Genomic DNA, 23279 nt, shown 5'->3' on the forward strand with positions numbered 1-23279 from the left:
TAACGAATAACTTCTTGAAGTAATTTATCCTCCCCTCGAAGGCATACCAAGAGGTCTGGGTTTACCGTTTTTCTTTGGGATATAAATACGTCTTACTGGTGTCCATCTATAACGCTCGTATCTGAGCGCTTCAATGATGGTATTGATTTTCTCCAGAGACATCCCATCCACTGTTTCGGACGTAGCGCCAGGTGTCATTGTACCTGCATTGCTGTTTAGCTTGGCATAGGCACGTAAGTACAAATCTGGGTTATATAGTAGTCGATAAACTTTTTCTACTGGCAACCCACTTTGTCCGCGTTCACGTATGATGTTCAGTACCGTTTCGGCTGTCCGCATCTCGCGTACCTCTCGATTTCTGTTACATCCAATTACCTGTTCTACTTCGCCTTGTAAACGGTTCTCCCGTTTTCCCTGGTGGGGCATTACTCCCACGACTACTATTAGAACTCCGTCACCATAGGACTCTCGTCCCGTAGGCAATCCCATGTTCCGTCACTGATGAACTTTTAAAGAACGACTTAGGTTCCTACTCATATCCTTGGATGAGTTCATTACTCATCGCTCCTAGGTCGGGGTGTATTGCTAACGAAAGCTGAATTAGCAATTACCTAGAACATCGGTGTACAAACGTGATACCGAAGGATGTGCGCTTCCACCGCTGGATATTAGGGTTCAAGGGAGTTTTTAACTATAACTTGCATGACTCTATCCCCAATGGTCGCAATACCAAGGGGACGTTTCTTGCCGTTAGATTTGGGTATATAAACTCTCCTAGCCGGAGATGCTTTAACTTTTCTCCAACTGTTGACAAGTTTTACTCGTTTTTCAGGAGTATCAAATACCTCCTTATCTACTCCTGCTGTTTTCCTGCCGTGATTATGTTGAGTAATTTGTCGTACTGCAAGTAATAAATTAGCGTAAGATTTTAATAACAATTTCTGCAATCTTCTGAGTTGCTTCCATTGCCCAAGTTTTCTGGCACGAAATATCTGCTTTCTCAAGTTACTAACAATCTTTCTTGCTTTCTTCCAGTTGATTTGGTTCCAGTTTGAAAGTTGTTTCCTATGTCCATTTACATCAGTTTGATGTATCAAACTTTTCATAAGGATTCGTTCTCAAAGATAAGTTTCACTTTCGTATATGACCCAAGTGAATTCTGCTTTCCTTTCGGTCAGGGGCAAATTTTGAACCCCTATCCACCTCGTTACAAGATGGCATTCGCTTTTTCACTCATCCCTTACCCTCCAGAGAGTTAGGCTTCGATTACTCTCGGCTTACTAGAAAATTCGACCGTTTTCTAGACTCTGTAGGGCTTTTCCTGTTGTATCACCTAAAGTTTTCGACGTAGTTGGAGTGGGTATCTATTTCACGATAGGAATTGTGTTTCTACGTTGTTATGAAAGGAAAACATAACAACCACCTATTTACCATTTTGGTTCGAGCTTCTCAGGAGTTATTTAGCTCGTTCTAAAGTGACGTGATTTAATCAATACCTTAGACCGTGTTCATCCTTCTACATCCTTCCCCCTTGCTCCTCACTGCCTAACCCTGGCAGCTATGGCTACTTTTAGCGTCTGCACTCCGACTGTTTCGTTACCTACGAGGGGAGTGACGTACCGTTAAAATACGGAATACTCTACGGAGGTCTGGGGTAGAAAGCCCAGAGAGACTTCGGAGTCCCAATTTAGTTGACCTTTCAGGTCGCACTACCCTGATTTAGCTGCGCGACCTGACGAATAGCCAAGAATCTAGCCGCACGGGAACGAAGAATAAGCTTTTGCAGTGACCTAGCTTTGCGCTTGTTACCTGCTCTAACAGCTTTGTACACTCTAATTTGTAAGCGGAATAAGTCTCGGCGGAATTTCTTCCATGTGAGCGTCTTCCAAGATTCACTAGTAATCTTACTGTGCCTAATCATGCTTTACTCCTTGTGAGCGTATTCTTTCATCCCGTAGGCAGTTTCCGCCTACATCCTACCCGTGTGAAGGGATTGTTATGCTTGACCATCTACCGGGATTTTCGACCTTTTCCCAGACCTTACACACGTTTTTACTCGTTCCGTAACTCAGATTGTTTTGATGATTTAGGGCAGTCCAATTTGCCTATCCTTCTCTCAGGGTTTACGGCTAGAATCATGAATCTGCCGTGAGAGTTCAAGAATGAGGTCTATATTTTGTTTTCCAGGTTACAGCCCGACTTTTAGACATTTTTCTAGGACTTGTTTACCCATGTCATCCCCCCATTAACGCCAGTGTACCTTACCTGCTTAGGCTCTGATTGCGTCCTGGTACCAGCTTCACTCTGTAAGTGTCAAAGTTCTTACTCGGTGTGGTCAGGTAGGGAGTCAACTAACCCTTGAGCGGTGGGACTTTCACCCACATCTGAGAAACAGTCATAAAGTTGTTTTGTAACTTTACTAACGTCATACTCCCTTAGTTTCTAAGGGTTCCTACGTTAAACGAGCCGCACCATGATTAAGTCCTGAGTTTGACGTAGAAACGCCTCTCTAAACAATGCATAGCCAACCTGAGAAATTGATTGAGATTTTAATAGCAGCTGATAAAGGTCATAATGATAGCTGCCAGGATTTAACTCTTCTGGCGAGGTGCCGATGCGTTGTTTAAAGAAGTCCTCTAAATTAAATCTTTCACCCGAAGTTTTTTGTTGAGTTTGTGCATCCTGCTTCAATCGGACTACTTCTTGAATACCTTCAAGAATGCTCACATTTCTTTCTTTACAAGCGTTAACAAATACTTTGACCTCAGTGAAACTTTTATCATTAATTGAATTATTGACGATTGCAATATCTAAAACTTGACAAATAGCCTTGAAATCAGAAACGGGTATTTCAAGCTGCTGCACCGCTGTTGACAGATTCATTGCTTTTCTCCTCGATTAATTTTTCAATCAGAATTTTTACGAAAAAAGAGTCTTGCTCTTGGGGGGTTAAGAACTCAGTTAAGAAGCGATACAAGTCAGTCCGTCGAACTTCTTGAACATATAATTTCAATCCTCCTCTGTTAACTACTTCTTGTAGATAATCGAACTGACCGACTCTTAGAAATCGATTAGCCACCTAAAAACAAGCTAATAGCTCTAAATCGAAGCAACTGAAAAAGCTTCTTCTTTTTGGGATTTTGATGTCAGCTAGCTTGCACCAGTTTCTAACGGTTGTAGTGCTGACGTTCAATTCTTTAGCTAAAGACGACTGAGTGTAAAGTTTGTGTACATATTTCATGAATCAATCTGTAGGTTTGTTTACAGTCATTCTGATGTTTAACTAAATAAACAGTTTCATTTAGTTAAAGTATTTAATTACTTTTATTAAACAATAAAATATCCGTTTGTGTACAAGGTTATACGTAATTATTCGGTAGCTAATCTGCTAAAAAAAACACCAGGACGAAGAGTTTTGGCGCTGTAATTTGATGAAAGTAAATTTCTAATTACTGGGTAAATTCGACGGGTCAATGCCAAGAGAACGTAGATGTTGTGCTAAATTATCTGCTCTTTCTTCTGCCGTCAAATAGCGATTTCCACTTTCGTCATACCAGGACAAAAACTCCTGTTGAATTCCAGCAATAACACCTTGATGTCTGCCAATACCTAAATCAACTTCTGGCATCCATAATGGTTCGCTTATTTGTAGTTGGTAATTACTATCTACCAACTTGTAAATTTCAAGCGGTTGATGTCGGTCGCGTTGCCAATATTCTCGATTGTAGATTACGTAATAAAGTACGCCAAGTTTTCGATAAATTTCTAATTTTTCATCATATTCGTTGCCTGGAGTGTACGATACGATTTCTAACGCTAATGTCGGGACTACCTCATCTTCTTCCCAGACAGCGTAGCTCCTCCGAGATTTTCCACCTTTTTTACGTTCTACTCCCAAACTGAGAAATCCATCTGGGACTACAGGTACTCTTGGATTAACCCCTGCTGTATGGTAAATTGCCATATCTACGCCGAAAAACCAATCAATGCGGTTCGCCCAAATTGAGTTAAGTAAGAACAGTAGAATATTGGGCAGAAAATTTTGGTCTTCGTTATCCACTGGAATATCATCCGAGCAAGCTAATTCGTCGGTACTTGGTAGCTCTATGAGTTTAGATTTATCTGAAGGCATAGCTGTTACTAATGTGGCTTCAGTTTTATTATCACAATTAAATTTAACTTGCTGCGGTTAACATAAACATTTTATGGGAATATACCCAAACGAATCCAAAGCAGCCGTGCCGTAACTTGCGGTTGACTATTCATCTCCAAACTACTTACCGTAGTTCGTCCAATTGAAGTCATACCTATAATTATTCCAGAAGTCGCATCCGCTTGAAAATGTTCCTTCCATTGGTCAAGTCTTGGATGAAATAAACGAACTTCGGTGTTTGATTCCGAATCAATTCCACTTATACGGTTACTTTTACGTAGATTGCAAGAACGACAGGCAAGAGCTAAATTTTCATTGGTATCTTTACCTTGTCTACTGAGTGGTATGATATGCTCAACCTCGAAGGGAAAATTAAAAACAAGTTCCGGGGCATAGCAGTATTCGCATCGATGATTAGCCCTATTCGCAACCAATGTATAATTTGGATTCATTAGTTTGGTTGTTGTAATAGAAATGCAGTTCGATTGGTTGCTGCTTTAAGTTCTGCTTCAACAAGATTATCTAATTCAGCTTGTATTTCAGGTGAGAGCGATCGCCCTTGAGAGTGTGCAGTTCTCCACATATCCATTAACTCGGATAAACGAGAAATTTGTTGTGTTCCAAAGAATTGGTCGGGACGAAAACTTTGAAGTAATAATAATGCACTAAATTCATTTTCACCTAATTCGGCAGTTAAAGCATCCAACGCTTGTCCAGCAGTTTTACCAATTGAATGTTTATTGCCTGCAATGGCACGGTAGGATTTATTACCACTGTCATCGTAAATGGGTAAAATTGCTACTGTTGTCATATTCTGCCTACCCTACGCAAGTTTAAAGCTCATTATAATTTAAATACTATTCCCAACGCGCTTATAAGATTACTGGCTAGAAATTTCTCCCTCACTTCCTTGATAACTTCGGGAATCGAAAGTGGGGGATAGGAGTAGTTCCTAACCCCATACCCGACGCAAATTCAACACAAAACCCGGCAATACTTCTTCTCCAGACAGCGAATCGGGATTCTCTAACACGGACTAAGCGAAACCCGGTCGATAAATTTCTACACGTCGATGCTGTGGGTCAAGTAACCAGCCCAAGAAAGCACCATTATCAATATACTCTTTCATCTTCGCTTGTAACGACTCAAGCTTATCTGAGCTAGACCGTAATTCAACGACAAAATCAAAGCAAATGTTAGCAAAAGTGCCTTTTTATCCTGCACTCAGTGCATCCCAACGTTTTTGACTAACCCATGAAGCATCCGGGGAGCGAGTCGCACCGTTAGGTAAAATAAAGCCAGTAGAAGAATCAAAAGCTTTACCCAAATTTTTGTTTTCTTCGTACCAGCGATCTAGTTGTCCGGTAAGGCATGCTCTTACTACCCACCATTTACCGTCAGTACAACCGACTTCACCTAGCTTCACCGATTTGTAGTAAATACCCAGATCGTCCCATAGGTAAAATCCAAACTTTTTACATTCAGTAGCAATCTGCGCCATCTGCTCGTTATCAGTATTAACTGGCTCTACTTCTTGCTGCTGTTTCGGTAATGTTCCTCGCTTGAAGTGCCATATTATGTAGTCGTAGCACCTCATCCAAGTATTTGCTCGGTGGATTTCTACATCATTTATTATTACTACCCAGGGTTGAGTTACAAAATCACTATGGTCATGGGTAATGCTAGCTATTAATTTGTCGCTAGCGTAGATTTCATGGTCGTAGAACGATATCTCAACTGTTTTAATGCTGCTTTCATAGCTCGTTTTCAAGTCTGTAGCGGTTTGAAAACGCAATTTGTGCTTATCACTTTTAAGCACTTGTGGAATATCGCTTAAATGCGTCATAATATAGATTAGAGTAAGGATTCAAAGGGCGATCGCACAAGTTTTCCAGGCTAAGGCGGTCGTCTTTTGTTTTACATATCTATAGTAACAACTCAAAGTACAAATATCAACTAGGAGTACAAAGTTTTTTAGAAACTTCTACACGTAAATCTGACATTATCTCAATCAAATCTACATCAAGAATTTGGGCAATAGCTGTAATAATTTTAGTTGAGACTGACGCTGCTTCTCCATTCTCCAGTTTTCTTATGTATTCTTGGGAGCATTCAACTCCTGCATCTGAGAGCATATCTGATATTTCGCGCCTAGACTTCTTACCTCTAATACTTTTTAGACTTCTTCCACATTCTTCGTTCCATCCAAGCATAACAACCCATTCGATTGGAACCATAATTACCTCTTTAATATTTTTTGCTTTTATATTTGCACTTTCAGTTGTCATGTGGCAATATATTTTTGTACTGTGAGTTCAAGCAACCAGCTCAGTTATACAAGAATTTGTTAACGGCATGAGTATTCAAGCCGTCAGTTTGGTTTTGATAACAAGCTTTGATTGGCGTTTCCTAATCCGATTGTGCCTTCTAAGGAAGGTTTTTATCTCATAGGCAAGTTCCAAAGCTTTATTTATCTCACGTCTCTAAAATTTCTACAAATTGAGAAGAGTTTAGGCGCAACTCCCGATCAATAAATTTCATAGACACAAATAAATGCAGCAAATAATGTTCATTGGCTGCAGGGAAAAACCGAAAAATACCGTTACGGATGATGTGAGTGTTTGGTTTGAATGGGCGAGGAAGGAAAGGATTGCGATTGCTATGTCTGAAGGTCTGGTTTATACACCAGATGGAGAAGTTATGGAAATTGAGGAGATGATGAAACGATATTCATCTCAAGAGTAACGGCTATGTTATCATATCCAGGAACTTGGAGTTGGAGTGGAAACGGGCGGATACCTGGAACGACCTTTAGGGCAAATTAAAGCCAATAATCTGAGAAATAAGCACTCGAATAGTTAGAGCAGAAAATTGACCTGCCAATCGGGTAGATATTGCTCCAGGAAAGCAGAGTGGCAATTTAATTACCTGGCATTATGATGTACCATCACTTTTGAGTCACATTTAAGGCATATTAATAAAATAGTGCCTAATTTTACAACTAAAATGTTTTCCGATCGTGCAAGATATAAATGGTATTCGCCATCGTTTTAATCGTTTTAAAAAACGACTAATTTCGCCACAACAGTTAGAAAAAATACGCAGTAGTATCTTACAAGAATCAACAATAAATATTAATTACATCGTGCTAATTATTGGTTCTTGTATAATCGCTACCTTTGGATTACTTTCTAATAGTGCTGCTGTGATTATTGGTGCTATGATTATCGCGCCTTTAATGTTACCAGTTCGAGGGCTAGCATTTGGAGCTTTAGAAGGAAATACAGTTTTATTTCGTAAAGCGTTAACTGCTATTATCATCGGAACTATTTTATCAATTGCTTTAGCTTGGTTTATTAGTTACTTTGTGGCGCTTCCAGAATTTAGCAGTGAAATTATTAGCCGTTCTCGACCCACTTTACTAGACTTAGGAATTGCTGTAGCGGCTGGGGGAATTAGTGGTTTTGCAAAAGTGCAGCCAAAAATTTCTGAAAGTTTAGCCGGAACTGCGATCGCAGTGGCGCTAATGCCACCAGTTTGTGTAATTGGCTTGGGTTTATCGCAACTAAATTTATCACTTAGTGTTGGTGCAACTCTACTTTATTTGACCAATTTACTAGGAATTACACTTTCTTGTATGCTGACGTTTTTACTAACAGGTTGCACTTCATTAAAACGTGCTAAAAAAGCCCTCGGATGGACGTTAGCTTTTACAGCAATACTTTTAATTCCCTTAAGCGTAAGTTTTGTTGAGTTAATTAGACAAAACAGGCTTGAAGCTAGTCTTAGACAAGCGTTGCTAAATCGAACTATTACCTTTCAACGGATGGTAATGCTAGATAGCAGCGTAAATTGGTTAACTAATCCGCCAGAAGTGCGTTTGAATGTTAGGGCAAAGCAACCTGTAACACCAACACAAGTTATACTTTTAGAGCAATTTTTAGCAAAAGAAATGGGTCAGCATTTCACCTTGATTTTTGAAGTTGGTAAAATTGAGGAAGTTCGGCGAGACAATCCTTTATGATTTAAAGTTGGAAAATTAGCTGATATGAACTTGGTGAGAGCTTGGTAGTCCGCTCACTTTCTCTTCACATTTATCACCAATACTAAAAATATCGACCTACTAGACTGAAATGAAAATGTCATTGATAAGGAGTCTTTCTTATGGTTGGGCTGATTCTTACTTGGTTCGTAACGGCTATCAGCTTTTTGATTATTTCTAAACTACCCATAGGAGTAGAAATAGATAGCTTTAGTAAAGCGTTAATTACCGCAGCAGTTTTTGGGGTATTAAATGCACTTTTGTTTCCCGTGTTAACCTTTTTTACTTTGCCATTTATTATCTTTACTTTGGGTTTATTTTTCTTTGTTCTGAATTCAATCATTTTTGGATTATCAGCGGCTATAGTACCGGGGTTTCGCTTAAGATACGGTTTTTGGAGCGCTACGATTGGTTCGATTGCTCTTTCTATTATTAATTCCATTCTCTTGAGTCTCGCAGCACCACTTACTTAAAAACAACCTTTCTATTTTTTTAATCAAGATGAACCATAAGTTTTTAAATTTGAGGAAAGTTTGAGGAAAAAAAATGATGATAATCAGAAAGTTTTGGCGGCAAAAATCTATACTTTTTCTTACAGGATTTTTTTTAATTTCTCTGTTATTTGCTTGTCAAAGAGTACCAATAGTTGAATCACAAACTTCTACAGCAACACCCGTAGCAGAGGAAACTGCTACTACCCAGCTTACTGCTGTAGCATATCCTGATAAGGAACTAAGTGCTTCTCCCGCACAACTACCAAAATTACCCTATGCTTACAACGCATTAGAAAAAGCCATTGATGCGGAAACGATGAAACTACATCATGATAGACACCATGCTGCATACGTGAAAAACCTCAACGCAGCATTACAGAAGTATCCAGAACTGCAAAATAAAAGCGTAGAAGCGATGCTGCGCGACTTAAATAGTATCCCAGAGGATATTAGAGAAACGGTACGCAACAACGGTGGTGGTCATCTTAATCACACAATTCTCTGGCAAATTATGAGTCCTAACGGTGGTGGAGAACCTACAGGAGATATAGCTCAACAAATAAATCAAACTTTTGGTAGTTTTGATGCTTTTAAGAAACAGTTTAATGAAGAAGGTGGAAATCGGTTTGGTAGTGGATGGGTTTGGTTAGTACGTAACCCACAAAATCAACTCCAGATTGTGACTACACCCAATCAAGATAGCCCAATCGCTGACGGCTTGTATCCAATTATGGGTAATGATGTGTGGGAACATGCATACTACCTCAGATATCAGAACCGCCGTGCTGAGTATCTTAATAACTGGTGGAATGTGGTGAACTGGTCAGAAATTAATAGACGATTACAATCTGTATCGCAACCAGCTTAGGAGGTATGCTTCTATGAGAAGTTTATTGATGAAAAATCCTGTGGTAATAGGGGCATCTTGGATAGGTGCATATATCATAATTATCCTATTACCTCTATTAGTACTAATTTTATACCCACCTACACCAAGTGATGTACGTAGTGTATGGCTAGAATTTTCCGCTGCTTTAGGTTTTATCGGTTTAGCAATGATGGCAATGCAATTTGCTTTAACCGCCCGGATCAACCGCGTTGAAGCCTCATATGGTGTTGATTTAATTCTTCAATTTCACCGCTATACCTCAATAGTTGCATTCTTTTTCATCTTGATTCACCCAATCATTGTGTTTATAGATAACCCAGAGACACTGCAATTATTGAATTTCATCGAAGCTCCGTGGCGAGCAAGGGCGGCTGTAATAGCTACTTTGGCGCTAATTGCGATTATTGCCACTTCCATTTGGCGCAAACAGCTTAACATTCCTTACGAACCTTGGCGTATAGCTCACGGGATCTTAGCGGTTATTATTATTGGATTTGCTTTGGGACACGTTCTGGGTGTAGGTAACTATCTGGGGTTGTTTTGGAAAGCAGTTATTTGGACTGGTATTGCATTAGCTGCATTGTGGCTATTAGTTTACGTCCGCTTGGTCAAACCCTATTTTATGCAGAAAAAAACTTACTTAGTAGAAGCCGCAATTCCTCAGCGAGGTAACGTTTGGAATTTAGTTTTGCGTCCTAGAGGACACGCAGGAATTAACTTCCAACCCGGTCAATTTGCTTGGCTGACTTTAGAAATATCGCCATTTAGAATGCGGGAACATCCATTTTCCTTTGCTTCAAGTGCAGAAGATCGCGATCGCGTTGAATTTGGCATTAAGGCTTTAGGAGATTTTACCAAAACAATCAAGGATGTCAAACCTGGTACTAAAGCTTACCTTGATGGACCCTATGGAGTTTTCACTACAGACCGTTATGAGAATACTGCCGGATTTGTCTTTATTGCTGGAGGTATAGGTATCACACCAATTATGAGTATACTTTTTACCTTAGCGCAACGTAAAGATGAGCGTCCTCTACTATTAATTTATGGGAATAAAACTTGGGAAGATATAACTTACCGAGAAGAAATTGAAGCTTTAAAAGACAAATTAGACCTGACAGTTATTCACGTTCTTAGGAAACCTCCAGAGGATTGGTCGGGAGAAAGCGGATATGTCGATCGGGAAATCCTGGAACGCTACATTCCCAAGCGTCCTGCAACTCGGAATTACTTTATCTGTGCTGTACCCAAAATGATGGATCAAGTAGAGAAAGCCTTGCACGAGTTGGAAGTACCTGTCACCCATATTCATATGGAACATTACAACCTTGTTTAAATAGTGTTTAACTAAAAAACCAAAGTTTTATTATGCGTTACAGTATCATGCTTCAAGTAGTGGCAACTATCACCTTCATTTTTATTGGCACTGCTGCTTTGTTTGCCTGGTTGCAATACCGTCCAAGTCCAGAAGAAAGAAATTTACCGAACACTTCTTTATATACTCCTGTTCTAAATAAGTAAAAAATAAGTAAAAATGTCACATTTATTAAGGAGATGATCTAAACATGAGCATCCCAATCCTAAATTTTGGTAAATGTTCCTGCATTGGGATGCTACTCCCCAAGCCAATTATTTATTAACATTTAGAACTAATTTATTTTAAGATAGAATAAATTAGTTTTTTTTCGATTAATCATGACATCAAAAATAGATATAAAAACATCTACCGTCGTTCGTAACCGTTGGTTTGAAAGATTGATTGCTATCTTAGCACTAATAAACCTATGTTTAATCTTCTTTGATTTGACCTATATAGCTGGTCGTGATTTCTATTTACAAGTATTACCAAATATAGTTCGATATGACCTAATTAAAGGTATTCAACCCCACCCGGAAACGCAAAATTACCTGAATAAAGTTACACAATTAGAAGAACAGGTTTTGCAGACTGCTTTGGACTCACCTCAAGCCGAAAGTAAACTTAGTCAATTACGTTTCTTGAGTCATCGCCTGATTGAGGATAATCCGTTTGATGTCGCGAATAAAAGTGGTACTCTTGCAAAAATTAAAAATGAAATACGCTTGCATACAAATCAACAATCTGCTAGAGATGCCTTTAATGTTTTTTGGAGTCAAACTTATTTATCTGAGATGGGTTGGCAATCAGAACTCAACTTTTTTAATTCTCAAATTAAACCTTTAATTAATAGTAACTACTATCGTGATATTGATAGATTTGGCAATTTCGTCAATCGTTTCTGGGTGCTTGATTTACCTTTTGGAATCATTTTTGCTTTAGAATTTCTGGCACGTACTTTTTATATCGGTCGCCGCAATCCTTCATTAAACTGGCTAGAAGCGATGCTACGACGCTGGTATGATTTATTTTTGTTACTTCCTCAATGGCGTTGGCTACGAGTCATCCCCGTAACTATTCGTCTTTACCAAGCCGATTTATTAAATCTTGAGCCATTGCGATCGCAACTCAATCATGATTTTGCAGTGAATTTTGCTGAGGAAATCACTGAAATGGTAGGTATTCAAGCGATTGACCAAATGCAAGATGTGATTCGTCAAGGTGATTTGGCACGTTGGTTATTTCATCCTGAAACGCGCAAACCTTACGTTCAAGTAAATCAAATAAATGAGGTAAAAGCTATTGCGACTCGCTTAGTCAACATTAGTATCTATGATGTATTACCTCAAATCCAGCCTCATCTAGAAGCCTTGATGCATCATAGTATTGCCAGCACTCTCAACGAGTCTCCCGTTTACCAACAAGTACAAAACATACCCGGTCTAAATCATTTACCCAGTCAATTAACAGAAAAGTTGGCTCATGACTTATCTCAATCTGCTTGTAACAATTTAATTAAAGCAATTTCAGACCCAGTTGTAGGAGAACTTACTTCTAATCTAATTACAAACTTTCGTGATGTGCTAGAGGATGAAATACAGAAAAAGCATAATATTCAAGAACTTCAATCTTTACTAATCGATATGCTAGAAGAAATAAAAATTAATTATGTCAAAGGCATTAATTATTCTGGGGTTGAAAAAATATTAGAAGAAGCAAGCCAGATTCATCAAATCATTTCTAGATAATATAAAAGTTCTATTACGATAAGCCTATACGATAATACCAAAATTGGGTTTTGATCGGGTGGGCTGCGGGATTCAGTTTCCATTGCCATAAAGTTTAAGTTAATTTACTGTTGTTGTCTCAGAAAAGCAGACACGTAAATTATTTTTGAGGATTAGCAATTTTTTCAGTTGACTTTGCTAAACTTTCCAGTGCATCTGTCTGTTTTTCAATTTGCTGGGTTTGCTTCTCAAGTTCTTTCAATTGCTTTGTCTGAGAAAGTGCATCACTGGTATGAGGAGTAAAGAACTCACAACTCGACAGTAGGATGCAGATTAGCATTGTAAGAATCAGAAGATAACGCATTTTTTTTCCTCCTAAATTACTTGCAATTTTGATTTTATAAATCTGAACTAGCATTGAACCTGAATATGCTTGGTTTCTCTTACAAAGGTTCTAGTTCTCACTAACCTTCACCTAATTTAAACACTTTTACATCTATCTGAAGTTTGATTAGTGGTGATTTTATTTCAACAATTTTTATTTTTAGCATAATACTTAAGTTAGATTTTCATCTCGTAAATATATTCTGTTTGTAAGATGTTTTTTTATAATTATTTTGTAGTTAGACCAATAAAAGCTTATGTTTTGTCTTGATTTTTTTCTTAAAAGACTAGTAATAGATTCCTGTCACTTTTTATTCACATTTATCATTGAACATAACAATAAAAGCAATTAATTACTGTTTTTAACCTACCATTCACAATCATTACCCATGAATACTTTTTATCTCAAACACATTATTTCTATCTTAGGCATCACAACTGGTATTTTTGCTTTTGGCAACATTCGAGCAAATGCCTCAGAAGGACAAAATGTCTACAAAGATACCTCGACACATTCAGGTATTAATATCAGTCAAAATGCTACCGACTTGCAAGCGCAAATACTTCCTCCCACACAAGAACAATATCCTACACCAATACCAGATCCATCACCCGATCGAGTACCACAAATCGAGACACCAGCACCGATATCACCTGGTAGAGAAACCCGTGGTGGTTCTAGCTACATTGGAGTTGGTGGCAATATTGGATTAGGTGGTGATACTACATTGAGTGAAGGCTCTTTTTCTGTAATCAGCAAAATTGGTTTAACTAATAACTTTTCTGTACGTCCTAGTGCCTTAATTGGTGATAATGCAGTTTTTCTAATTCCTTTAACTCTTGATTTTCCAGTAGAGTCAGTTACAGATACAGGTGTTCAACAAATAAGTGTTGCTCCCTATATTGGTGGAGGAGCCGCAATTTCTACAGGTCAAGATAATACCGTTGGCTTTCTTCTGACTGGTGGTGTAGATGTACCTCTGTCACCTCAATTTACTGCCAATGCAGGTGTCAATGTTGGTTTTATCAATGACACTGAAGTTGGACTAATGTTAGGCGTTGGTTACAACTTCTAAACAAGTTTTATGCTGCCTATATTATTGCAACACAAACCTATATCGAGGAAAAAATGAAGATTCAAAAATTTGCGATCGCGACAAGTATTCTACTACTACCAGTAATTGCCGCCTGTACGCAAAACGATACTGCTCAAGTCCCTCCCACAACTCCACCCCCTGCTGTTGATGTAAATACACCCGAACCCGTTCCACCAATTACTTCAACACCACCAACAAGCCCGATCGCAACGACGGATGAAGATATTGCCGATGTTGTAGAAGATAACCCTTCATTAAAAACACTGGCGAATTTAATTGATGAGGCAGATTTAGAAGATACGTTAGATGATGCTGGTCCTTTTACCTTATTTGCACCTTCAGATCAAGCCTTTGCGGCACTTCCAGAGGCGACCAGACAGCGACTCTTGCAACCAGAAAATCGCCAACTTCTCAGACAGGTTTTGACTTATCATGTTGTTCCAGGTAAGCTTACTGCCAGCCAACTCCAGTCACAAGAAATACAGACTCTTGACAATAACCCAGTAAACATTCAAGTTGACCAAGCTACCAACCAAGTTAGAGTCAACGATGCTCGCGTTACCCAGCCAGATATTCAAGCCAGCAATGGAGTCATCCATATAATCGACCGAGTAATTCTACCACCTACTATTCAGTAGAGAATTTACATAGATAGTTGGTTTGTTATGGTTCCTAAAGAAACAATGACCCGCTCAATGACATAACGGGTAGAACATCAAATGGGATTAATTTTCAAACCATTGCTGTAATAACTGTAATTAAAGGAAGTGTGAATATGACCGCAGAAGAAAAAAGATTGGAAGAAGACCGTACCCGTAAAGCATATTGGCGCAGATGGGGTTCTTATTTGAGCGATCGCCAATGGGGAACGGTGCGCGAAGATTACAGTTCTGATGGTACAGCGTGGGATTATTTTCCTCACGAACACGCTCGCTCTCGTGCTTATCGTTGGGGGGAAGATGGTATTGCTGGCATTTCCGATAACCATCAAAGGTTGTGTTTTGCGATCGCGTTGTGGAACGGTGCAGATCCAATCCTTAAGGAACGGTTATTTGGTTTATCTGGTCCCGAAGGAAATCACGGGGAAGATGTTAAAGAATATTACTTTCATCTCGACAATACCCCGTCTCATGCCTACATGAAATACCTCTACAAATATTCCCAAAATGCATTTCCTTATACGCAATTAGTAGAAGAGAATCAACAACGGGGCTACCACGATCCAGAATTTGAACTAATAGACACAGGTATTTTTGATAAGAATGAATACTTTGATGTGTTTGTTGAATATGCCAAGCACTCACCTGAAGATATTCTGATTCAAATCAGCATTGTCAATCGTGCTTCTGAAGCCAAAACTCTCCATATTTTACCGACGCTATGGTTTCGCAATACTTGGTCTTGGCAACAGAACTGTGAAAAGCCAATTATTATCCAGGATTCTTCAAATGTCATCAATGCGTTTCACCCTTCTTTAGGAAACCGCTGGCTTTATTTTCAAGATTGCCAAGCTACTTTATTTACTGAAAATGAAACTAATTACGAGCGATTATTTGGATCGGAAAACCATTACCCCTATGTTAAAGATGGGATTAATGATTACATTGTTTCCGGGCAAACTCAAGCAGTAAATCCTAGTCTAAAAGGTACAAAAGCAGCGACTCATTACCAGTTAAAAATTGACGCTGGTGAAACACAAATTATTCGACTCAGATTATCTAACACTGCCGATTTAACAGAACCTTTTGGTAGAGAATTTGATACCACTTTGCATCTTCGTAAACAAGAAGCAGACGAATTTTATCAACACATTTCTCCGGCTAATTTATCAGCAGATATTCGTAGCGTACAACGACAAGCTTTTGCTGGTTTGTTATGGACAAAACAGTTTTATTACTATGTAGTAGAAGATTGGTTAAATGGCGACCCCAATCAACCATCTCCTCAACGAGATAACGCTCGCAATCAAGAATGGATGCATCTTTATAATGATGACATAATTTCCATGCCCGACAAATGGGAATTTCCCTGGTATGCTGCTTGGGATTTAGCTTTTCATGTCATTCCTTTGGCAATGATTGACCCAGATTTTGCCAAACGCCAAATGGATAGATTAACGCGAGAATGGTATCTACATCCTAACGGACAAATACCTGCCTATGAGTGGCATTTTAGTGATGTGAATCCCCCAGTTCATGCTTGGGGTACCTGGCGAGTTTATCAGATTGAAAAGGAGTTATACGGACGTACCGATACAGATTTTTTAGAACGGGTATTTCAAAAACTACTGCTCAATTTTACATGGTGGGTTAACCGTAAAGACAATAATGGAAATAATGTCTTTCAAGGAGGTTTTTTAGGTTTAGATAACATCGGTATTTTTGACCGCAGTGCTGAACTACCTACAGGAGGTTATTTAGAGCAATCTGACGGTACCAGTTGGATGGGAATGTATTCCTTGAATATGTTAGTAATTGCTCTAGAACTTGCTAAAACTAATCCTGTCTATGAAGATATTGCGAGTAAATTTTTTGAGCATTTCTTGTATATTGCCGATGCCATGAATCACATCGGTGAAACTAATATTCACCTGTGGGATGATACTGACCAATTTTACTATGATGTATTGCATTTACCCCATGACGAGCGTCTGCATTTGAAAGTTCGTTCAATGGTGGGTTTAGTTCCTTTGTTTGCAGTAGAAACTTTGGAAGCAAATATTTTACAAGCTTTTCCTGGCTTTAGAAAACGGTTTGAATGGTTTATCAAAAACCGTCCTAATTTACAAAAAAATATTGCTTCTTTAGAAACTACGGGAAGTGAAGCTAGACGATTGCTCTCCATTGTCAGCCCAGAAAAGCTTAAATCAATTCTGCAAAAAATGCTAGATGAAACTGAGTTTTTAAGTCCTCATGGTATCCGCTCTGTCTCCAGATTTCATGCTGACCATCCCTATATATTTGAAGTTGATGGACAAAAGCATTCTGTTAATTACGAACCCGCAGAATCAACTAATGGAATGTTTGGTGGAAATTCTAACTGGCGCGGTCCAGTTTGGTTTCCGATGAATTACTTGATGATTGAATCTTTAGCAAAATTCTATGACTACCTGGGGGATGATTTCAAAGTTGAATGTCCTACTGGTTCTGGTCAATTTATGACCTTGAAAGAAGTCGCAACCGAGTTATCCCATAGGTTGATGAATATCTTTTTGCGCTCGGAAGCTGGATATCGTCCGGTTCATGGTGGTAATTGTTTGTTCCAAACCAATGCCCACTGGCGCGATTTGATTTTGTTTTATGAGTACTTTCACGGCGATAATGGTGCTGGACTCGGAGCCAATCATCAAACAGGTTGGACGGGTTTAGTAGCAACTTTAATCCATTCCTGTGGAGTTCCTTCACAACCAGAAAATACTAACCGTGTGATTATTTCTCAACTACATTAGAATTTCCTCGACTTTAGTCAGGAAAGAAATCAATGATTTCAATTGCGAATTGTTGTAATCTTCTGCCAGAAAGGAAGTGAAGAGAATTATTCTATCTATTCACAAAAATCGTAAATTAAACACTACCTATTGACACAAATCTAATCTTTACTTTGTGTCAATAATTTAAGCATCCAAATATTCCTACCGGAGGACGAGAGGTTAGTTCGGTTTCTCTACTATGAGTAAGGAGACTGGCAGTTCTAATTATGTCAGTTGCTAAAAACTTGTATGCGAATACTATTAGTAGAAGACGACCCCGAACAATTGGAGCCATTACAAGGTGTGCTGTCAGAAGCCGGATATCTTGTAGATGGGGTTGATGAAGGAGAAACCGCACAGTGGCTGTTATCCAAAAAAGAGTATGACTTGTTGATTCTAGACTGGATGTTGCCTACAATCAGCGGGTTAAGTCTTTGTCGTCAGTATCGAATGCTCGGTAAAACCGCACCCGTACTGATGCTTACTGCTAAGGATACCACGTTGGATAAAGTTGCTGGCTTAGACGCGGGAGCAGATGACTATCTTGTTAAGCCTGCCGATCTGCTAGAACTCTTAGCGCGGGTACGTGCTTTAGGGAGGCGTTCTCCTCAGTGGGTGGGAGATATTCTTACTGTTGCAGATTTACAACTACATCTAAGTAACTTGACTGTTGGACGCAATCAAGTATGTGTGGAATTATCCCCACGGGAAACTCAATTGCTAGAGTACCTAATGCGTCACCGTAACCAAGTCTTGACTCGCGAGCAGATCGAAGAAGCTTTATGGGAGTGGGGTACGGAACCAGAGAGTAATGCATTGACTGTGCTAGTACGCAAATTGAGACATCGCTTGCAGATAGTTGGTGCAGCGGATTGGATTAAAACTATTTACGGTATGGGCTATAGTTTGAAAACACCAGGTAACTAAAAACAAACAAATTAAATAATAAATCAAAATTTAGTCAAAACTGACCTAAATCCTTGTTAATTTTTGAGTCGATAGCTTACCAATATCCTGACATCTTCGCGAGATAATCCCAGTTCTTGAATAATCATAGCTTTGACAGAGTTTAATTCTGTAACTGGAAATTCAAATTCTAATCTTTGAAGTGCGGAGTTAGCAGTATTAACTTGAACTTTTGTAAAACCACGCTTTTTTTTAATTTCGGCTAAAATTCCTAATACTTTAACCGTAGATTGTACCTGCATTTGTGTATTAGGTTGCAGCGTCTCTATCGGATTGGATAGTCCCAGTTCTTGAGCAATTATAGCTTTTACAAAAATTAATTCTGTACCTGGAACTTTGAACGTTAACTTTTTGAGTGTAGAGTTTGTGGTCTGAAGTTCAACTTCGGTAAACTCCTGCTCTTGTTCTATTTCAGCTTTAGTTATTAATACATTAGCTGCAAACTTTACCATGACCGTGCGCGTACCAGCTTGGAGCTTGTTTTGTGTAGTGTAGGAACGACTTAATAATAGGTTCGTTAACGATTCACCACTAAGTCCGAAAGCAATTATAAGCAGCGGTAATGGTAGTAAGTATGCTAGCTTGGAAGAATGCAGTTTTTCCAATAATCGAGAGAAGGACATAGAGCAACAACTGATTAAATTTTGTGGATAAATTAAGTTTAATAATTCTATTACAAAGTCTTTTTCACACTGGTATTTTATAAGAATACAAGTAACGCAAATGTACTCATAGGCTTAGTTTTTCTTGTCTATATTGCCGATATAAGTATCAAAATCAAAAATTACCGCGCCTTATAAAAATTGTGTTCACATTCGCTCCTCTATGAGCCTCTCGCCTAAGTTTCATGTTTCATCGTAGTCGCAGCAATTTAGCTTTATGGTTTACCCTGACAATGGGGAGCATTTTGGTTGTTTTTGCGGGAGTAATTTATTATCAAGCAGTCTCAGACCAGCTAGAGAATCTTGATCGCTTACTTCTCAAAAAATCCAGAATCATCACGGTGAATGCAAGGTACGATCTGCGTCAAAAACAGTTAGACTTGGAAAATGTGCCGCTTATAGGAAGTAAAGTTCTACCTTTAGGTAGCGAACTTGTATATGCACGTTGGTACGATACTAAAGAACAACTGATACAATTTTTCGGTACGGTTCCAGAGACGCAGTGGACGATAGCCCCTGGATTTAAAACTCTTAAGACTACCTTTTATTCGTCAAAAAGAGAGTCTACCGTTACTTGGCTCCGTCAGTTAACGCTGCCCGTATACCAAGATAATTTATTAATCGGTTATCTTCAAGTAGCAATACCCCTAACGTCCGCACAAAATAATCTAGCTGAGTTAAGGCTTGTATTGATTTTGACAGTACCAGTAACTTTAGGAGTTATTGGTCTGGCTGGTTGGTATTTGGGGGGAATCGCAATGCAACCGATTCGTGATAGCTACGACCAGCTGCAACGCTTCACATCTAATGCTTCCCATGAATTGCGATCGCCTTTATCAGCTATTATTAGCAATGCTCAGTATGGCTTTCTGTCTAAATCTAACGATATTGAGGTGCAGCGTCAGCGTTTCGAGAAGATTTCCAATGTTGCCAAGTCAATGAATATTCTGGTGAGCAATCTGCTGCTTTTAGCGCGTCATGCAGGTCGATTATCTCCTGAATCTTTACAAGAAGTTGACCTAAAAAGTCTGCTTTTAGGGATAGCAGATGAATATACAACACAAGAAGCTGCAAAACATCTTAATCTAACTTATACTTTACCAACTGCCAGTATACTTGTATTAGGTGATGCCGACTTGCTGCGACAAGCTGTAGTTAATTTACTTGATAATGCCTGTAAATATACTTTCCCTGGGGGTCAAGTTGAACTACGACTGTTCACCCAGTCAAATTGGGCTGTGGTTGAAGTTGCAGACAATGGTATCGGTATTCCTGAAGCCGATTTACCACATATTTTTGAGCGGTTTTATCGGGTGGATAAAAAGCGAACGCGCAAAACTGGTGGATATGGATTAGGATTATCGATTGTCCAACAAGTTTTATCTGCACACGGTGGTCATCTTAGTGTCAAAAGTACAGTTGAGAAGGGGTCAACTTTCAGAATAGTTTTGCCACTCAAGTAGTCGCTGTCACTTTCTGTTAACATTTTTTGGCAATACTGAAAATAACGAGAAGGTTGCATTCTTTTTGATCTGCCTTATTTACAATCTTGAGTGACAACTGGTAAGCTGTTACGCATTTAATTTGTATAATACTAGCGAGCAAGATGCATGTCCTTACGGACACGCTGCGCTACCGCACTACAATATTTTCAGGTTTTCCTGTTATACAATTTAGCTGCACATCAGCTTATCAAACAACCACAACATTTGAATCATGTTAATAATCAACTTTTTACTAACTTGGCTAATTGCTGCTCTATCGCTATTGCTTACAGCCTACTTTGTACCAGGCTTTCAGTTTGACACTTTTGGCACAGTTGCTGTTGCAGCATTAACTTTAGGGTTAGTCAATGCAATTGTTCGACCCTTTTTGGTGATTTTGACACTTCCCCTAACCCTTGTCACCCTGGGTTTGTTTCTTTTTGTCGTTAATGCGGTGATGCTTTTGCTAGTAGGGTTTCTTGTACCTGGTTTTGTTGTTGCTGGTTTCGTACCTGCCATATTAGCTTCTATTGTTCTGACAATTGTTTCTACAGTGCTGGGGCTTTTAGTTAGAAATGTTACGTAAAATTGTTTAGTTCACTTTTGTTTTTGTCACTTTTTATTCAAATTTATTACACGCTAATACTGAAGATTCAGATAGTTATGATGAGTTTAGATAATTGTGTCTTAAAATCTGAGTTAATATTTTTTGAACGTAGTAATCTGATATTTTTCCTATTCTCTATTTTTTAGTCATGGTTAAATATGATTTTGATGATCTCCTGCGCTACTTTCGTCCGGTAGATAAAGGCTTACGAGAATTACTCAAGAATCAACAAACACCTTTAATTTTAGCGGGAGTTGAATATCTATTTTCAATTTATGAACAAGCAAACACTTACATTAATTTAATTGATGAAGGGGTTACAGGTAATCCACATCGGCTAACAGTAGAAGAATTGCATTCCTGTGCTTGGCAAATTATCCAGCCACACTTTGAGCAATCTCAACAAGCAGCAGCAGACTATTATCAAGATTTAGTTGATACAGAACAAACTAGTAATGATATTCAAGAAATTGTTGCGGCTGCTTATTATCAAAGAATAGAGACTTTGTTTGTGGGGAGAGGTATTCAACTGTGGGGAAGTTTTAACCCGGAGTCTAACCAAGTTGAATTGCATTCACAGCAAGAAATTGGTGACGAAGATTTAATGGATTTTGCTGCTATTTATACTTTGTTAAACAGTGGAACCGTTTATGCAGTATCACCGGAATTAGTTCCAGAGAATACGTTCTTAGCTGCTACATTCCGGTATTAATATAATGAGATTCCCTTGCAAATCAATCTTCATCAAGAGGTGTCTTTTGACTGATAATCTACTTTAGTAGGTGCAGCAATTACCGCAGTTTTATTTATGGTAGGGCAGTTTTTCTTTGGGTCATTTCTTAGTCAAATTGATATTAGATCTCCTTACGGAGTAGCAGGTTCTTTTCTAATTATTATTACATGGATTTATTATGCCGCTCACATTCTATTTTTAGGTGCAGAGTTTACTAAGGTTTACGCTAAAATATACGGTTCTCCGATTGTACCGGAAAAGTATGCAGTCCGCATTTCTAACAAAAATAAAAACTTCTAGCTGTTTTCAAGTAGCAATTATGAGGATAAATAATCGTGGTTCCTTTACGAGATAACAACCCGACAACAATTACCCCCTATATAAATTATGGGTTAATCATTGCCAATATCCTCGTTTTTCTTTATCAACTGAGCCTGACATCGCAACAATTGCAAGGGCTTTTCTACGTTGCAGCATTAGTACCATGCCAACTTTCAAACACTTGTCCCAGTGGCTTAGACAATCAGTTTATACCGGAGTGGATGACCTTAATTACATCCCAATTTTTACATGGAGGTTTTTTGCACCTAGCAGGCAATATGCTGTTTTTGTGGGTTTTTGGTAACAACATTGAAGACCGCTTGGGTCATGTAAAATATTTAATTTTTTATCTGACCTGCGGCGTTTTAGCAGCGTTGTCTCAGTGGTTTTTTTCACAAAATTCGACGATTCCTTCTTTGGGTGCTAGTGGTGCGATCGCAGGAGTTTTAGGTGCATACATTCTTCGTTTCCCAAGAGCCGAAGTTCTGACCTTAATTCCTTTGGGGTTTTTCATAACCACAGCACGAATTCCGGCATTTTTCTTTCTGGGGTTTTGGTTTGTCCAGCAAGCTTTTTATGGTATTGCCAGTTTACAGGCTCGCTCTAATATTGGAATGGAAGGAGGAGGGATTGCTTATTGGGCACACGCAGGGGGCTTTGTCTTCGGAGCTATTCTTGCTCCTCTATTCGGTTTGTATAAGCGCCGCTAAAAAATGAACATTTTGATATTCAGTTGAATTGAACTACTGTTTCAAATTTACTTATGTTCGTCACTTTATCTTCACATTTTATTTAAACAATGAAGGTAGCAAAATTAAAAGGTAATTAGCGATGAATAAACAAGTATTCTTGAGCATAACTTTGGCAGCATTTTTTGTAATTAAATTTTAATCT

25 protein-coding genes and 3 pseudogenes are annotated in these 23279 nt (G+C 38.7%); 16 read left to right on the plus strand and 12 right to left on the minus strand.

The window, feature by feature from the left end; translation table 11 throughout:
* Positions 1 to 24: 24 nt before the first annotated feature.
* The 10 genes and pseudogenes from VB797_RS16160 to VB797_RS16205 all read right to left on the minus strand — a co-directional run bounded on the left by VB797_RS16160 (position 25) and on the right by VB797_RS16205 (position 6441).
* Positions 25 to 489, minus strand: coding sequence for a hypothetical protein (locus VB797_RS16160; RefSeq protein WP_323238730.1), 465 nt, complete (start codon positions 487 to 489; stop codon positions 25 to 27).
* A 179-nt stretch (positions 490 to 668) separates the two neighbouring features.
* Positions 669 to 1106 carry a reverse transcriptase N-terminal domain-containing protein gene (locus VB797_RS16165; protein ID WP_323238731.1) on the minus strand — a complete coding sequence of 146 codons (438 nt, stop codon included), beginning with the start codon at positions 1104 to 1106 and terminating at the stop codon, positions 669 to 671.
* Positions 1107 to 1702: 596 nt separating this feature from the next.
* A pseudogene (locus VB797_RS16170) lies at positions 1703 to 1921 on the minus strand (reverse transcriptase N-terminal domain-containing protein); the annotation flags it as partial.
* A 536-nt stretch (positions 1922 to 2457) separates the two neighbouring features.
* Entirely contained in the window at positions 2458 to 2883 is a 426-nt protein-coding gene (locus VB797_RS16175) for a hypothetical protein (RefSeq protein WP_323238732.1), read from the minus strand.
* Positions 2852 to 3079, minus strand: a complete 228-nt coding sequence (locus tag VB797_RS16180; protein ID WP_323238734.1) for a hypothetical protein — start codon at positions 3077 to 3079, stop codon at positions 2852 to 2854. The genes VB797_RS16175 and VB797_RS16180 overlap by 32 nt, the downstream gene beginning before the upstream one ends.
* Positions 3080 to 3445: 366 nt before the next feature.
* Positions 3446 to 4132, minus strand: coding sequence for a Uma2 family endonuclease (locus VB797_RS16185; RefSeq protein ID WP_323238736.1), 687 nt, complete (start codon positions 4130 to 4132; stop codon positions 3446 to 3448).
* A 71-nt stretch (positions 4133 to 4203) separates the two neighbouring features.
* On the minus strand, positions 4204 to 4605 hold the full coding sequence (locus VB797_RS16190; protein ID WP_323238738.1) for an HNH endonuclease signature motif containing protein: 402 nt from the start codon (positions 4603 to 4605) through the stop codon (positions 4204 to 4206).
* Positions 4605 to 4964 (minus strand): hypothetical protein, encoded by a 360-nt coding sequence (locus tag VB797_RS16195; RefSeq protein ID WP_323238739.1) that lies wholly within the window; start codon positions 4962 to 4964, stop codon positions 4605 to 4607. The genes VB797_RS16190 and VB797_RS16195 overlap by 1 nt, the downstream gene beginning before the upstream one ends.
* A 141-nt stretch (positions 4965 to 5105) precedes the next feature.
* A pseudogene (locus VB797_RS16200) lies at positions 5106 to 5522 on the minus strand (Uma2 family endonuclease); the annotation flags it as partial.
* A 583-nt stretch (positions 5523 to 6105) separates the two neighbouring features.
* Positions 6106 to 6441, minus strand: a complete 336-nt coding sequence (locus VB797_RS16205) for a helix-turn-helix transcriptional regulator (RefSeq protein WP_323238741.1) — start codon at positions 6439 to 6441, stop codon at positions 6106 to 6108.
* 277 nt (positions 6442 to 6718) lie between these two features.
* On the opposite strand from VB797_RS16205, the gene VB797_RS16210 reads away from it, so the two are divergent.
* The 7 genes from VB797_RS16210 (at position 6719) to VB797_RS16240 (ending at position 12683) form a co-directional block, all read left to right on the plus strand.
* Entirely contained in the window at positions 6719 to 6898 is a 180-nt protein-coding gene (locus tag VB797_RS16210) for a hypothetical protein (protein ID WP_323238742.1), read from the plus strand.
* A 274-nt stretch (positions 6899 to 7172) separates the two neighbouring features.
* Positions 7173 to 8177: a TIGR00341 family protein gene (locus tag VB797_RS16215; protein ID WP_323238743.1), complete on the plus strand. Its 1005-nt coding sequence runs from the start codon at positions 7173 to 7175 to the stop codon at positions 8175 to 8177.
* Positions 8178 to 8317: 140 nt separating this feature from the next.
* A complete protein-coding gene (locus VB797_RS16220) occupies positions 8318 to 8668 on the plus strand; it encodes a phage holin family protein (RefSeq protein ID WP_323238744.1) in 351 nt (116 codons plus the stop codon).
* Between the two features lie 73 nt (positions 8669 to 8741).
* Positions 8742 to 9557 (plus strand): superoxide dismutase, encoded by an 816-nt coding sequence (locus tag VB797_RS16225; RefSeq protein ID WP_323238745.1) that lies wholly within the window; start codon positions 8742 to 8744, stop codon positions 9555 to 9557.
* A 13-nt stretch (positions 9558 to 9570) separates the two neighbouring features.
* Entirely contained in the window at positions 9571 to 10914 is a 1344-nt protein-coding gene (locus VB797_RS16230; RefSeq protein WP_323238746.1) for a ferric reductase-like transmembrane domain-containing protein, read from the plus strand.
* A gap of 47 nt (positions 10915 to 10961) precedes the next feature.
* Complete coding sequence (locus tag VB797_RS16235; protein ID WP_323238791.1) at positions 10962 to 11099, plus strand: hypothetical protein; 138 nt, start codon at positions 10962 to 10964, stop codon at positions 11097 to 11099.
* Between the two features lie 174 nt (positions 11100 to 11273).
* Positions 11274 to 12683 carry a hypothetical protein gene (locus VB797_RS16240; RefSeq protein ID WP_323238747.1) on the plus strand — a complete coding sequence of 470 codons (1410 nt, stop codon included), beginning with the start codon at positions 11274 to 11276 and terminating at the stop codon, positions 12681 to 12683.
* A 139-nt stretch (positions 12684 to 12822) separates the two neighbouring features.
* Here the strand turns inward: VB797_RS16240 and VB797_RS16245 are convergent, their stop codons facing one another.
* Complete coding sequence (locus VB797_RS16245; protein WP_323238748.1) at positions 12823 to 13080, minus strand: hypothetical protein; 258 nt, start codon at positions 13078 to 13080, stop codon at positions 12823 to 12825.
* 355 nt (positions 13081 to 13435) lie between these two features.
* On the opposite strand from VB797_RS16245, the gene VB797_RS16250 reads away from it, so the two are divergent.
* The 4 genes from VB797_RS16250 (at position 13436) to VB797_RS16265 (ending at position 18539) form a co-directional block, all read left to right on the plus strand.
* Positions 13436 to 14122 carry a hypothetical protein gene (locus VB797_RS16250; protein WP_323238749.1) on the plus strand — a complete coding sequence of 229 codons (687 nt, stop codon included), beginning with the start codon at positions 13436 to 13438 and terminating at the stop codon, positions 14120 to 14122.
* Between the two features lie 53 nt (positions 14123 to 14175).
* Positions 14176 to 14781 carry a fasciclin domain-containing protein gene (locus VB797_RS16255; RefSeq protein ID WP_323238750.1) on the plus strand — a complete coding sequence of 202 codons (606 nt, stop codon included), beginning with the start codon at positions 14176 to 14178 and terminating at the stop codon, positions 14779 to 14781.
* A 137-nt stretch (positions 14782 to 14918) separates the two neighbouring features.
* The gene (locus tag VB797_RS16260) at positions 14919 to 17591 is read left to right on the plus strand and encodes an MGH1-like glycoside hydrolase domain-containing protein (protein WP_323238751.1); all 2673 of its coding nucleotides are present in this window, start codon (positions 14919 to 14921) and stop codon (positions 17589 to 17591) included.
* A gap of 270 nt (positions 17592 to 17861) precedes the next feature.
* The gene (locus VB797_RS16265; protein ID WP_323238752.1) at positions 17862 to 18539 is read left to right on the plus strand and encodes a response regulator transcription factor; all 678 of its coding nucleotides are present in this window, start codon (positions 17862 to 17864) and stop codon (positions 18537 to 18539) included.
* A 56-nt stretch (positions 18540 to 18595) separates the two neighbouring features.
* On the opposite strand, the gene VB797_RS16270 is transcribed toward VB797_RS16265, so the two are convergent.
* A complete protein-coding gene (locus VB797_RS16270; protein WP_323238753.1) occupies positions 18596 to 19201 on the minus strand; it encodes a hypothetical protein in 606 nt (201 codons plus the stop codon).
* Positions 19202 to 19425: 224 nt separating this feature from the next.
* Between VB797_RS16270 and VB797_RS16275 the strand changes: the two genes are divergently transcribed.
* From VB797_RS16275 to VB797_RS16295, 5 genes and pseudogenes are all read left to right on the plus strand, one after another.
* On the plus strand, positions 19426 to 20703 hold the full coding sequence (locus VB797_RS16275; protein ID WP_323238754.1) for a sensor histidine kinase: 1278 nt from the start codon (positions 19426 to 19428) through the stop codon (positions 20701 to 20703).
* A gap of 253 nt (positions 20704 to 20956) precedes the next feature.
* Complete coding sequence (locus tag VB797_RS16280) at positions 20957 to 21310, plus strand: phage holin family protein (protein ID WP_323238755.1); 354 nt, start codon at positions 20957 to 20959, stop codon at positions 21308 to 21310.
* A 169-nt stretch (positions 21311 to 21479) separates the two neighbouring features.
* A complete protein-coding gene (locus VB797_RS16285; RefSeq protein ID WP_323238756.1) occupies positions 21480 to 22043 on the plus strand; it encodes a hypothetical protein in 564 nt (187 codons plus the stop codon).
* 72 nt (positions 22044 to 22115) lie between these two features.
* Positions 22116 to 22364 (plus strand): annotated as a pseudogene (locus VB797_RS16290) (YhjD/YihY/BrkB family envelope integrity protein); the annotation flags it as partial.
* A gap of 35 nt (positions 22365 to 22399) precedes the next feature.
* Entirely contained in the window at positions 22400 to 23095 is a 696-nt protein-coding gene (locus VB797_RS16295; protein ID WP_323238757.1) for a rhomboid family intramembrane serine protease, read from the plus strand.
* The last annotated feature ends 184 nt before the right edge of the window (positions 23096 to 23279 follow it).

The sequence above is a fragment of the Rivularia sp. UHCC 0363 genome, from assembly GCF_034931125.1.
Classification (GTDB): domain Bacteria; phylum Cyanobacteriota; class Cyanobacteriia; order Cyanobacteriales; family Nostocaceae; genus Rivularia.